This is a genomic window from Citricoccus sp., assembly GCF_035445025.1.
Lineage (GTDB): Bacteria > Actinomycetota > Actinomycetes > Actinomycetales > Micrococcaceae > Citricoccus.
This window is the reverse complement of the sequence record NZ_DAOMPX010000004.1, coordinates 84,797-97,549: the sequence shown is the minus strand read 5'-3', so window position 1 is coordinate 97,549 and position 12,753 is coordinate 84,797. Positions and strand designations below refer to the sequence as shown.

Annotated in this window: 9 protein-coding genes; 4 read left to right on the top strand and 5 right to left on the bottom strand. The window is 71.0% G+C overall.

The window, feature by feature from the left end; all coding sequences use genetic code 11:
- Positions 1-35: 35 nt before the first annotated feature.
- Entirely contained in the window at positions 36-2,141 is a 2,106-nt protein-coding gene (locus PLJ28_RS02855) for an acyl-CoA dehydrogenase family protein (RefSeq protein WP_370577165.1), read from the top strand.
- Between the two features lie 101 nt (positions 2,142-2,242).
- Here PLJ28_RS02855 and glgA read toward each other — a convergent pair whose 3' ends face one another.
- Positions 2,243-3,439 (bottom strand): glycogen synthase, encoded by a 1,197-nt coding sequence (gene glgA, locus PLJ28_RS02850; protein WP_183525883.1) that lies wholly within the window; start codon positions 3,437-3,439, stop codon positions 2,243-2,245.
- A 79-nt stretch (positions 3,440-3,518) separates the two neighbouring features.
- Between glgA and glgC the strand changes: the two genes are divergently transcribed.
- A complete protein-coding gene (gene glgC / locus PLJ28_RS02845; RefSeq protein ID WP_183525880.1) occupies positions 3,519-4,763 on the top strand; it encodes a glucose-1-phosphate adenylyltransferase in 1,245 nt (414 codons plus the stop codon).
- Positions 4,764-4,837: 74 nt separating this feature from the next.
- On the opposite strand, the gene PLJ28_RS02840 is transcribed toward glgC, so the two are convergent.
- The 3 genes from PLJ28_RS02840 to PLJ28_RS02830 are packed head-to-tail and all read right to left on the bottom strand — an operon-like array spanning position 4,838 to position 8,195.
- A complete protein-coding gene (locus tag PLJ28_RS02840) occupies positions 4,838-5,686 on the bottom strand; it encodes a transglutaminase family protein (protein ID WP_183525877.1) in 849 nt (282 codons plus the stop codon).
- Positions 5,683-6,606, bottom strand: coding sequence for an alpha-E domain-containing protein (locus PLJ28_RS02835; protein ID WP_183525875.1), 924 nt, complete (start codon positions 6,604-6,606; stop codon positions 5,683-5,685). Before PLJ28_RS02835 ends, PLJ28_RS02840 begins: the two co-directional genes overlap by 4 nt.
- Complete coding sequence (locus tag PLJ28_RS02830) at positions 6,600-8,195, bottom strand: circularly permuted type 2 ATP-grasp protein (protein WP_183525872.1); 1,596 nt, start codon at positions 8,193-8,195, stop codon at positions 6,600-6,602. The genes PLJ28_RS02835 and PLJ28_RS02830 overlap by 7 nt, the downstream gene beginning before the upstream one ends.
- Positions 8,196-8,290: 95 nt before the next feature.
- Between PLJ28_RS02830 and pepN the strand changes: the two genes are divergently transcribed.
- Positions 8,291-11,068 carry an aminopeptidase N gene (gene pepN, locus PLJ28_RS02825; protein ID WP_324589871.1) on the top strand — a complete coding sequence of 926 codons (2,778 nt, stop codon included), beginning with the start codon at positions 8,291-8,293 and terminating at the stop codon, positions 11,066-11,068.
- A gap of 12 nt (positions 11,069-11,080) precedes the next feature.
- Here pepN and lplAB read toward each other — a convergent pair whose 3' ends face one another.
- The gene (gene lplAB / locus PLJ28_RS02820; RefSeq protein ID WP_298045453.1) at positions 11,081-12,157 is read right to left on the bottom strand and encodes a lipoate-protein ligase LplAB; all 1,077 of its coding nucleotides are present in this window, start codon (positions 12,155-12,157) and stop codon (positions 11,081-11,083) included.
- Between the two features lie 94 nt (positions 12,158-12,251).
- Here lplAB and PLJ28_RS02815 point away from each other — a divergent pair, with 94 nt between their 5' ends.
- The gene (locus PLJ28_RS02815) at positions 12,252-12,722 is read left to right on the top strand and encodes an RNA polymerase sigma factor (RefSeq protein ID WP_221243575.1); all 471 of its coding nucleotides are present in this window, start codon (positions 12,252-12,254) and stop codon (positions 12,720-12,722) included.
- Positions 12,723-12,753: the final 31 nt, after the last annotated feature.

The window sequence follows — 12,753 nt, the reverse complement described above, 5'->3', positions numbered from 1 at the left end:
CCGCCGAGGCCGGAGCGGCCCACCCGGACCCCGCCATGGACGGTGTCGCCGTCTCACCCGTTCCGGACACCGACCAGGCCGCGGTGCCGGTCGCGGCCTCCAGCGCGGTGTCACCGGCCGAACCCGGTGGACTCGACATGGACCGGATCCAGGACCTGTTGCTCGGACGGTGGGCCGCGGAGCGCCGGCAGTCCCGGGAGATCGTCAAGGACCCGCGCCTGCACAAGGTCGAGGGACTGCCCATGGACGAACACCGCGAACGGGTGCTCGGACAGCTGGGACTGCTCGTGGACCTGGGCGTCGTCCAGAAGGCGTTCCCCGCGCACCTGGGAGGCGAGGACAACCATGGCGGGAACATCGCCGCCTTCGTGGAGGTGGTCACCGCCGATCCCTCCCTGCAGATCAAGTCCGGCGTGCAGTGGGGCCTGTTCGGCTCGGCCATCATGCACCTGGGCACCCAGGAGCACCACGACAAGTGGCTGCCCGACGTCATCAGCCTGAAACTGCCCGGGGCCTTCGCCATGACGGAGATCGGCCACGGCTCGGACGTGTCCTCCCTCGCCACGACCGCCACCTACGTGCCGGAGACCGACGAGTTCGAGGTGCACACCCCCTTCAAGGCCGCCTGGAAGGACTACCTCGGCAATGCGGCCCTGCACGGCAAGGCCGCCGTGGTCTTCGCCCAGCTGGTCACCCGCGGCGTGAACCACGGCGTGCACGCCTTCTTCGTGCCCCTCCGGGACGAGTCCGGGGCGTTCCTGCCGGGCGTCGGCGGCGAGGACGACGGGCTCAAGGGAGGACTCAACGGCATCGACAACGGACGGCTGCACTTCGATCGCGTCCGCATCCCCCGCACGAACCTGCTCGACCGGTACGGCTCGGTGGCCGATGACGGCACCTACTCCTCCGACATCAGCTCCCCGGGGCGCCGGTTCTTCACCATGATCGGCACCCTGGTCCAGGGCCGGGTGTCCCTGGCGCTGTCCGGTGCGGCCGTCTCGGCGCTGGCCCTGAAGGCCGCGGTCACCTACGGCAACGAACGTCGGCAGTTCAACGCGACCTCGGACACCCATGAAGAGGTCCTGATGGACTACCAGTTGCACCAGCGGCGGCTGATCGACCGGCTGGCCCGCACCTACGCGGACGCGTTCGCCGGCAACGAGCTGCTGGAGAAGTTCGACTCCGTGTTCTCCGGGGAGTCCGACTCCGACCAGGACCGGCAGGAGCTCGAGACCCTGGCGGCCGCGATCAAGCCGCTGGCCACCTGGAACGCCCTGGACACCTTGCAGGAGGCCCGCGAGGCCTGCGGCGGGGCCGGCTTCATGGCGAAGAACCGGTTCGCGTCCCTGCGGGCGGACCTCGACATCTACGTCACCTTCGAGGGGGACAACAACGTCCTGCTCCAGCTGGTGGGCAAGCGGCTCCTGGCGGACTACTCGAAGGAGCTCTCCGGGTTCTCCGTGGGGGCCCTGTCGAAGTTCGTCGCGGCCCGGGCCACCGAGGCGGTCGTCCACCGGTCCGGCCTGCGCCGGGTGGTCCAGTCCGTCCAGGACGCCGGGTCGGAACGCAAGAGCGCCAACTGGTTCAAGGAGACCGCGGTCCAGCGCGCCCTGCTGGAGGACCGCGTGCGCACCAAGACCGGCGCCGTGGCCCAGGCGCTGCTCCCGGTGGCCAGGAAGTCACGCGCCGAGCAGGCGGCCACCTTCAACCGCCACCAGACCGAACTCATCGACGCCGCCCGGAACCACGCCGAACTGCTCGAGTGGGAGGCCTTCACCCGGGCCGTGGAGCGCGTGGAGGACGATCACACGCGTCAGGTCCTCACCTGGCTGCGGGACCTCTTCGCACTGCGGGTCATCGAGGACGACCTCGGCTGGTTCCTGGAGAACTCCCGCATCTCACCCCAGCGTGCGCGCACCCTGCGCCAGTACATCAACCGCCTGGCCTACCGGCTGCGGCCGCACGCCCAGGACCTGGTGGACGCCTGGGGCTATGCTCCGGAGCACGTCCGGATGGACGTGGCCACCGGCGAGGAGGCCCGGCGCCAGAACGAGGCCGCCGAGTACTACCGCATCCTGCGGGCCAGTGCCGACGCTCCCGTCCCGGAGAGGTCCGTGCAGGGCACGCGCTCCCACCGCTGAACCGACGGACACCGCGGCGCCGCACCGCCCCGCACCGTCCCGGACGCCGAGGCCCCGGTCCCTGCCGTCGTGCAGGGGCCGGGGCCTCGTCGACACGGTGCTCAGGCCAGGACGGCGGAGTAGACCTCGAGCGTGCGGTCGGCGATCGACTCCCAGGAGAAGTGGTCGATGGCCCGCTGGCGTCCCGCGGCACCCATGCGCGCGGCCTGCTCCGGGTCACCCAGGACGGCGGTGAGGGCGTCGGCGAAGTCCGCCACGAAGCGCTCCTCCTCCAGCGGTGTCCCGGTGCCGTCCGTGGCCTGTTCCAGGGCCACGAGCCGCCCGGTGACGCCATCCTGGACGACCTCCGGGATCCCGCCGACGGCCGAGGCCACCACGGCGGTCCCGCAGGCCATGGCCTCCAGGTTCACGATCCCCAGCGGTTCGTAGATCGAGGGGCAGGCGAAGACCGTGGCGGAGGACAGGATCTGCACGACGTCCCTGCGGGGCAACATGCCCTCGATGACCACGACCCCGTCGCGGGTCCGCTGCAGGTCCTGGATGAGCGCGTTGACCTCGGCCGCGAGCCCGGGGGTGTCGGCGGCGCCTGCGCACAGCACGATCTGGACCTCGGGATCGAGGCGTGCCGCGGCCCGGAGCAGGTACGGCACGCCCTTCTGGCGCGTGACCCGGCCGACGAACGCCACGGTGGGGCGGGCCGGATCGATGCCGTGCCGTTCCAGGGCGTCCGTCTCCGGCTGCGGGGTCCACCGGTCGGTGTCGATGCCGTTGTGGACCACCCGCACCTTGTCCGGGTCGATGTCCGGGTAGGCGGCGAGGATGTCACGGCGCATGCCCTCGGACACCGCGATGACGGCGGCCGCGGAGGCGTAGGCCGTCGCCTCCGCCCAGGAGGAGACCCGGTAGCCCCCACCCAGCTGCTCGGACTTCCACGGCCGCAGGGGCTCCAGGGAGTGCGCGGAGAGGATGTGCGGCACGCCGTGGAGCAGCCCGCCGAGGTGGCCCGCCATGTTCGCGTACCAGGTGTGGGTGTGGATGAGGTCGGTCCCCGCCAGGTTCTCCAGCATCACCAGGTCGGTGCCGAGGGTCTGCACCGCCGCGTTGGCGTCCTGGAGCCCCCCGGGCACCCGGTAACTGGTCACGGAGGCGCCGTGGTAGTCCGGGTCGCGGTCCTCGCCGAAGGCATGGACGTGCAGCTCCGTCCGGGGCGCGAGGACCCGGGACAGCTCGGCGACATGGACGCCCGCGCCTCCGTAGATGGCCGGGGGGAACTCCTTGGTCACAATGTCTATCCGCACGACTACAACGTAGTCCAGAGTGACGAAGTCCCGTTACTGTGAAGGAAGTTCACTACATCGACGGAACGGGATGAAGGAAATGCCTCAGAAGAGGGTGCTGGCGATCGTCCTGGCGGGCGGCGAGGGGAAGCGGCTGATGCCGCTGACGGCGGACCGCGCGAAACCGGCGGTGCCCTTCGCCGGCAGCTACCGGTTGATCGACTTCGCCCTGTCGAACCTGGTCAACTCCGGGTACCTGAAGATCGTGGTGCTCACGCAGTACAAGTCGCACTCACTGGATCGGCACATCTCCGAGACCTGGCGCCTCTCCACCCTCCTGCAGAACTACATCGCGTCCGTCCCCGCCCAGCAGCGTCGCGGCAAGGACTGGTTCCTGGGCAGCGCCAACGCCATCTACCAGTCGATGAACCTCATCCATGACGCCCGTCCGGACATCGTCGTCGTCATCGGCGCCGACCACGTCTACCGGATGGACTTCCAGCAGATGGTGGACCAGCACATCGCCTCCGGCGCCTCGGCCACGGTGGCCGCGGTGCGCCAGCCCCTGGAGCTGTCCTCGTCCTTCGGCGTGATCGAGACCCGTCCGGAGGATCCGACGATGATCGAGCGCTTCGTGGAGAAGCCCCCCACGACGCAGGGCCTCGCGGACGATCCCACCCAGTTCCTGGCCTCCATGGGCAACTACGTCTTCACGGCCGACGCGCTCGTGAACGCCATCAACGAGGACGCGAAGATGGAGGACACGGACCACGACATGGGCGGTGACATCGTGCCGTGGTTCGTCGGGCAGAACGACTGCGGGGTCTACGACTTCACGTCGAACCAGGTGCCCGGGGAATCGGGAGGATCCCACTACTGGCGGGACGTCGGCACCCTGGACGCGTACTACGACTCGCACATGGACCTCGTGAAGCCGTGGCCCGACTTCAACCTGTACAACAGCGACTGGCCGATCTTCACCAGCCAGTCGGTGTCCCCGCCCGCCAAGCTGGTGCGGTCCGCCACCAAGCGGCCCGGCACCGCGGTGGACTCCATGCTCTCCCAGGGCGTCGTCGTGTCCGGCGGCACCGTGGCCCAGTCGGTGCTCTCCACGGACGTGCGGGTCAACAACGAGGCGTGGGTGGAGCAGTCCGTCCTGCTGGACGGCGTGGTGGTCGGCAAGGGCGCCAAGATCCGCAACGCCATCCTGGACAAGAACATCGTCGTGCCCGAGGGCGTGCAGATCGGGTTCGACCGCGCGGAGGACGAGTCCCGCGGTTTCACGGTGACCGACTCCGGCCTGACCGTGCTGGCGAAGGGCCAGTTCGTGCCGCCCCTGACCTGATCAGCTCCAGACCAGAACAACCCTGATCCCTTGTAGTCACTGACACAAGGAATCAGGGTTGTTCTGGTGCGGGATCAGGCCACCTGGCGCATGAGCACCTCGACGGAGAGGCGGGAGCCCTGTCCCCCGGACACGATCCCCTTCAGCGGGGTCACGTCGCGGTAGTCGCGGCCGCGGCCCACGAGCACGTGGAGGTCGCCGGCCGGCTTGGTGTTGGTCGGGTCCCACGTGTGCCAGGCGCCGTCCCACCATTCCAGCCAGGCATGGGACTGTCCGGCCACCTCGGTGCCCAGCGGCACCGAGGGCTTCGGGTGGATGTACCCCGAGACGTAGCGCGCGGGGATGCCGAGGGCGCGCATCATGCCGATCCCGATGTGCGCCAGGTCCTGGCACACGCCCTTGCCGGTGGCCAGGGCATCCTCGGCCCCGGAGGTCACGGCGGTGACGCCCGGCTGGTAGGACATGGCCTCGTCGAGCCATTCCAGCACGTTGCGGGCGCTCTGGTGCGGCCGCGGGGCGCGCAGGGCGCGGGCCCGCTCGCGCGCGTCGTCGCCCGGATCGGACAGCCGGGTCTGCGGCAGGAAGTCGGAGAACTCGTGCACCGTCTCCGTCGACTCCATCCGGTCCCAGTCCGCCAGGTCGTCGTCCGGCACGAGCGGATCGGCGCGGTGGACCTCCACCGTGGCGGAGGCGAGGACCTCGAGGGTGTCGTGGGGGACGTGGACGTCGAACGAGGTCACCCGGGTGCCCCAGTAGTCGCGGTAGGTGGTGGCCACCGCCTGCCGGGGCGTGATGGTGATCGAGGACTCCAGGGTGATCTGCTGGGCGTCCGTCACCGGGGTCATCCGGGCCTCGTTGTACGAGGTCGTAGCCGGGCTGTTGTACGCGTAGTTGGTCCGGTGCGTGATGTGCAGGCGGCTCATGAGACCTCTCCCACCCAGGACAGTTCCTGACCCCGGGAAAAGTACTTGTTGGTGATGGCTTCGGAGGCCCGGGCGCAGGAGAGCTGGACCTGGTGCAGGAAGATCGGCAGCGAGGCGGCCAGCTGGTCCGGGGTCGAGTACTCCAGCGTGGAACGCATCTCCCCCACGATCCGCCGAGCGTCATCCATGAAGCCTACGCGCTGGTAGGACGGGTCCAGGGCCATCAGGCACTCCTCGGCGTCCTGCAGCGCGCGCAGCACGGAGCGCGGGAAGAGCCGGTCCAGCAGCAGGAACTCACCGGCGTGCTCCTCGCCCACGGTGGCCCGCTGGGTGCGCAGGAAGGACTCATAGGCCCCGGCGCACCGCAGCATGTTGACCCAGGACAGGCCGAGGGCCTCGGACTCGCGGGTGGCGAGCATGCGGGCGGTCATGTCGGCCCGCTCCAGCGAGCGGCCCAGTTCCAGGAACAGCCAGGCCTCGTCATGGCTCATGGTGGAGTCGGCGAGACCGCGGATCATGGCGGTGCGCTCCAGCACCCAATGGCAGAACCGATAGGTGCCGACCATGTCCCGGCGGTGCTGGCCGAGGCCGTACCACGTGGTGTTGAGCGCCTCCCAGAGGGAGGACGAGACGGTCTCGCGCGCCCGCCGGGCGTTCTCCCGGGCCGCGCCCAGGGAACCGGCGACGGAGTGCGTGCTGGTCCGGGTGTAGGCCAGCGTGTTGAGCAGGGAGCCCAGCGTGTACTCCTCCGGCTGCGGGACGCCCATGATGGTCAGCAGCTCCCGGGTGACGGTCTCCTGTTCCTGGGCGCTCGCCCCGTTGAGCCGTTCCAGGTGCACGTCGAGGATGCGGGCGGTGCCGTCGGCGCGCTCCACGTAGCGGCCGATCCAGAACAGCGACTCGGCGATGCGGCTCAGCATGATGCCCCTCCCTGTTGTTGCTGCTGCTCGGGCAGCAGTCCGATCTCGTCCAGGGGACTCTGCGACTGCCCCTCGGGCCAGTCGTCCCCGACCACGTGCACCTGTGGCTCGGGTTCCCGGTGGGCCGCGGGGCGCGCCTCCGCGCCGGTGCGGGCCATCACCCAGGTGTCCTTGGACCCGCCGCCCTGGGAGGAGTTCACGATCAGCGACCCCTCCTTCAACGCCACGCGGGTCAGCCCGCCGGGCAGGACCCAGACGTCGTGCCCGTCGTTGATGGCGAACGGCCGCAGGTCCACGTGCCGGGGGGCGAAGCGGCCCCCGGCCAGGGTCGGCACCGTGGACAGCTGCAGCACCGGCTGGGCGATCCAGCCCCGGGGTTCGGCGAGGACCTTGCGGCGCAATTCCTCGAGCTCGGCCGGTGAGGCGTCAGGCCCGATGACGAGGCCCTTGCCACCGGACCCGTCGACCGGCTTGACCACGAGCTCGTCCAGGCGGTCCATGACCTCCTCGCGGGCCTCGGGCTCCTCGAGCCGGAACGTGTCCACGTTGGGGACGATGGGATCCTCGCCCAGGTAGTAGCGGGTCAGGTCCGGCATGTAGGTGTAGACGAGCTTGTCGTCGGCCACGCCGTTGCCCACCGCGTTGGCGATGGTGACGTTGCCGGCCCGGGCGGCGTTGACGATCCCCGGGACCCCGAGGACGGAGTCGGAACGGAAGTGCAGGGGGTCCAGGAAGTCGTCGTCGATCCGCTTGTAGATCACGTCCACGCGCCGCTCGCCGTCGGTGGTTCGCATGTAGACCTTGTTGGCCCGGGTGACCAGGTCACGCCCCTCGACCAGTTCCACGCCCATCATCCCGGCCAGCAGGGTGTGCTCGAAGTAGGCGGAGTTGTAGACCCCCGGGGTGAGCACCACGACGACCGGGTCCTCGATCTCCGACGGCGCCGACGTGCGCAGCGCGGCCAGCAGGCGACGGGGATACTCCTCGACGGGACGGACATTGACGGACCCGATGGCCTCGGGCAGGCCCTTGGACATCGCCCGCCGGTTCTCCAGCACGTAGGAGACGCCCGAGGGCACCCGGACGTTGTCCTCGAGGACGCGGAAGGTCCCCTCGGCGTCGCGCACCACGTCGATGCCGGAGACGTGCACGCGCACTCCGCCGGCGGGGCGGAAGCCGTGGACGGCGCGGTGGAAGTGGGCGCTGGTGGTGATCAGCGACCGGGGCACCACCCCGTCCCGCACCACCGACATCGTGGAGTAGACGTCGTCCAGGAAGGCCTCCAGCACCCGCACACGCTGGGCCACGCCCCGCTCCAGGACCTCCCAGTCGTCCGCGGGGATGACGCGGGGGACGATGTCCAGGGGCCAGGCCCGCTCCTCGCCCGCGTAGTCGAAGGTGACGCCGCGGTCCAGGAAGGTCCGGGCCATCGAGTCCGCCCGGGCGGTGACGTCGTCGAGGGAGAGCTCGTCCAGGGCACGCTGCACGGGACGGTAGTCCTGGCGCAGCGTGAATCCCGGGGCGAACATCTCGTCCCACGCGTCGCCGCGCTCCAGCGCCTCGGCGTATGCGGCAAACAGGTCTGACATGTCCACCAGCATTCCACGGCCCGGCACCGCAACGGGACATTTCGCGCGGGTGCCGGTCCACGGCGGAAAACCTGAAACAGTGGTTGAATACCTTCATGGTGACCACGCCCACAGCCGAACCGGCCTTCCTGGACCGCACGAACCTCACCCGCGAGGAGGCCCGCGAGCGCTCGGCGCTGGTCACCGTCCACGACTATGACGTGCACGTGGACCTCGGCACCGCACTGGATGCGCAGGCCACCGGCTTCCGCACGAGGACTTCCCTGACCTTCTCCTGCGCGGACCCGGGGTCGTCCACCTTCCTGGACTTCATCCATGACGGGGTCGAGTCCGTGGTGCTCAACGGCCGCTGCCTGGACACCGCGCAGGTCTGTGGCGGGTCCCGCATCCTGCTGCCGGACCTGGCCGGGAGCAACGAGGTGACCGTGGTGGGCACGGCGCTCTATTCCACCTCGGGTGAGGGCCTGCACCGCTTCGTGGACCCCTCGGACGGCCGGACCTACCTGTACACCCAGTACGAGCCGGCGGACGCCCGCCGGGTGTTCGCCACGTTCGAGCAACCGGACCTGAAGGGACGGTTCACGTTCCACCTGACGGGGCCGGCGGACTGGGTGCTGGCCTCGAACCAGCCCGAGGCCGCGCGTCGGGACGCGGGCGAGGGCCTGGTGACGGTGGACTTCTCCCCCACACCGCCGATGTCCACGTACATCACCACGCTGCTGGCGGGACCGTATGCGGTCTGGGAGGACCGCTGGGACGGCCACCCGGGGTCCGGGGCGCCCGTGGTGCCGCTGAGCCTGTACTGCCGGCGCTCGATGGCCGGGGCGATGGACGCGGAACGGGTCTTCGACACCACGCGGGCCGGCCTGGACCACTTCCACGACCTGTTCCGGGTGCCCTACCCCTGGGGGAGGTACGGCCAGGCCTTCGTCCCGGAGTACAACCTCGGGGCGATGGAGAACCCGGGGCTGGTCACCCTCACCGAGGACTACGTGTTCAGCTCACGCGCCACACGGGCCCAGTACGAGGGCCGGGCCACCACGATCATGCACGAGATGGCCCACATGTGGTTCGGTGACCTGGTCACCATGAGGTGGTGGGACGACCTGTGGCTGAAGGAGTCGTTCGCGGACTACATGGGGACGCTGGCCGTGGCCGAGGCCACGGAGTTCACGGACGCGTGGACCACCTTCGCGCACCGGCGCAAGGGGTGGGCCTACGTCCAGGACCAGTACCCCACCACCCACCCGATCGTCGCGGACATCGCCGACCTCGAGGCCGCCCGGCAGAACTTCGACGGCATCACCTACGCCAAGGGCGCCTCGGTGCTCAAGCAGCTGGTGGCGTTCGTGGGGCGAGAGGCGTTCATGGCGGCCTCCCGGGAGTACTTCGCCCGGCACGCCTGGGGCAACGCGGCGCTGCAGGACTTCCTGGCGGTGCTCGAGGAGGTCTCCGGCCGGGACCTCGCCGACTGGCCGGTGCAGTGGCTGCAGACCGCGGGCGTCCCGGAGCTGTGGGTCCGGGACGGGGAGACCCCGGTGCTGTGCCAGCGCGGCACGGACCCGGCCACGGGGCGGCAGGTCCTGCGCCCACACGTGCTCAGGGTGGGTCGCTATGCCCCCGACGACGGCGGCCGGCTGGTGCGCACGGCCGTCACCGACGTGGAGGTGGCCTCCGGTGCCACCGGGGCGCACATCGCGGCCGGGGGCGCGGCGGGTCACGAGGCAGCCGGCGGCGAGGGTGCCGGGGCCGTGCGGCTGGTGCTGCCCAACGACGAGGACCTCACCTACGCGAAGATCCGGCTGGACCCGGCCTCCGTGGCGGCGGTGCTCGAGCACCCGGTGACGGACAGCCTCGCCGCGGCGACCGTGTGGGCGGCGCTGTGGAACATGACGCGCGACGGGCTGCTGCCGGCCGCGGACTTCGTGGGGGCCTGCTGCCGGCTCTCCGGTCACCTCGAGGACGTCGGCCTGTACTCCCAGGTCCTCGGGCAGGCGGAGACGGCCATTCGCCGCTACGCCCCGGCCGGCGTGAGGACGGGGCTGCGGGTGCGGTTCGGGGCCGCCCTGCGCGAGGCGCTGAGCGGGTCCGGGAGCGTTGTGGCGGGCAGCGACCGCCAGCGGGCCGCGATGCGGGTTTTCGCCCTGCTCGCGCGCGGTGCGGCCGATGCCGGCGACGCCGGCGACGCCGAGGACGCGGACCACGATGCCGTGCGCGGTGTCGTCACGGTCCTGGAATCGGTGCTGGCCGGCTGGCCCGGGGGTGCGCGCCCTGCCGGTGACGGCACGGCGGAGGGCGGGCGCGCCGCCGTCGCGCCCGGACTGGAGGTGGACGCCGAGATGCGCTGGGCGGCCCTGCAGGCCCTGGCGGCGCTGGGCCGGGCGGACCAGGACCGCCTGGACCGGGCGCTGGCCGCGGAGGTGACCGCGCAGACGGCCGTGTGGCACCGGACGGCCTCGGCCGCCGTGCCGGAGGCGCGGGTGCGCGAGCAGGCCTGGACCGCGGTCATCACGGGGCGGACGGCCGACGGCCGCGTGCTCTCCAACGATCACCTGTCAGCCGTCGCCGCGGGATTCACCGCGTCCCGCCCGGACCTCGCCGCGCCGTTCACCCCCCGGTACTGGCCCGAGCTGACGGGCATCTGGACCGGCCGGTCCAACGGGCTGGCCTCGCGCACCATCGGGGGGCTCTTCCCCGCGGCCCAGGACGCACTGCCCGGGGGTCCCGACGCCCAGGACGCCCACCCCGTGGTCGCGGCGGCGCGCGCGTGGCTGGCGGAGCACCCAGAGGCGCCGAGGGCGCTGCGGCGGATCGTCGTCGAGCGGACGGACGACCTGGTCCGTTCCCTGCGGGTCCAGGCCGCCGGGCGGTGACCGGGTCCGGCGTCAGGGGACCCGCGCGGTCCACTCCGGGGTGGCGAACTTGCCGGCGGCGAGCTGTTCGGCGCGGCTGATCTCGTCCTCGGTCAGGGTGCTGCGGAGGGCACCGTGGCGCTCGGCGAAGGTGTCCATCATGACCTCCCAGATCTCGGACCGGGTCAGCCCGGTCTGCCGGCGCAGCGGGTCGACGCGCTTCTTCGCCGAGCGGATGCCCTTGTCCCGGAGCTTCTCCTGGCCGATGCGCAGCACGTCGGTCATCTTCTCCGCGTCGATGTCGTAGCTCATGGTGACGTGGTGCAGCAGGCCCCCGCCGGACAACCGCTTCTGGGCGGCGCCGCCGATCTTGCCCTGCGGCGTGGCGATGTCGTTGAGCGGCTGATAGAACGCCTCCACGCCCGTGCGGCGCAGTGCCTCCATCACCCACGCGTCCAGGAAGGGGTAGGAGTCGGCGAAGCTCATCCCGTCCACGAGGGACTGCGGCAGGTACAGCGAGTAGGTGACACAGTTGTCGGCCTCCATGAACATGGCCCCGCCCCCGGAGATGCGGCGCACCACGGAGATGCCGTGCCGGTGGACCCCGTCCGGGTCCACCTCGTTGGCCAGGGACTGGAAGGACCCGATGACCACGGCCGGCTCCGTCCACTGCCACAGCCGCAGTGCGGGCCGGCGCCGTCCGGCGGACACGTCCTCCGTGAGGACCTGGTCCAGAGCGACCTGGGTGGTGATGGGCAGGGGCTGGGGGGCCAGGACCTCCCACTCGTGGTCCTCCCAGGTGGTGGCGTGGCCCAGGGCCCGGCGCACCGCGGTGGCCACGGCGTGCGCGTCGAAGCCGAACATGACCGTCCCGGGCCCGACGGCGGCGTCCACCGCCTCCGCGATGGTCCCGTGGGGTGCCTCCTGGGACAGGCCGACCAGCGACCGGTTGATGTGCTCCAGGGCCTCGTCCGGCTCCAGGAAGAAGTCACCGTTGATGCTCGCGCTCGTGATGGTCCCCGCCCCGGGGGCGGAACCGTCCGAGACGGTGAGGTCGGCGATGACCAGCTTGCCGCCGGGCACCTTGAATTCACCATGGTGATCGCTCATCCCTCCATACTATGAACCCCTGGCCACCATGAACCCCTGGCCGGGGGCCGGACCTCACGTTTTCCCTCCCGGCGACGACTACGGTGTGATGACGATGATGCCGCCCTTCGACCTGGCCGTCCGCACGCACGGTGCCACCGTGCTGCGGGTCTGCCGCGCCGTGCTGGGACCGGGTCCGGACGCGGACGACGCCTGGCAGGAGACCTTCCTCGCGGCCCTGCGGTCCTGGCCGGACCTGGAGGCCGTGGCGAACCTGGAGGCCTGGCTGGTGCGGGTCGCCGGCCGGAAGGCGGTCGACGTGCTGCGCGCCCGGCAACGGCAGCCCGTGCCGGTGGAGCAACTGCCGGACACCGTGGTGGCACCGGCGAGTGACGCGGACGGGCACGCGGCCGTGTGGACGGCCGTCGCCGCGCTGCCCGAACGTCAGCGACTGGCCATCGCGTACCACTACCTCGGAGGCCTGAGGCACACCGAGACGGCCGAGCTGATCGGCAGCACCCCCGAGGCCGTCCGCCGGGCGGCGGCCGACGGGCTCAGGACCCTTCGGGACCGCTATGACGGTTGAGCGGTCAGACGAGACACGACGAGACGAGACG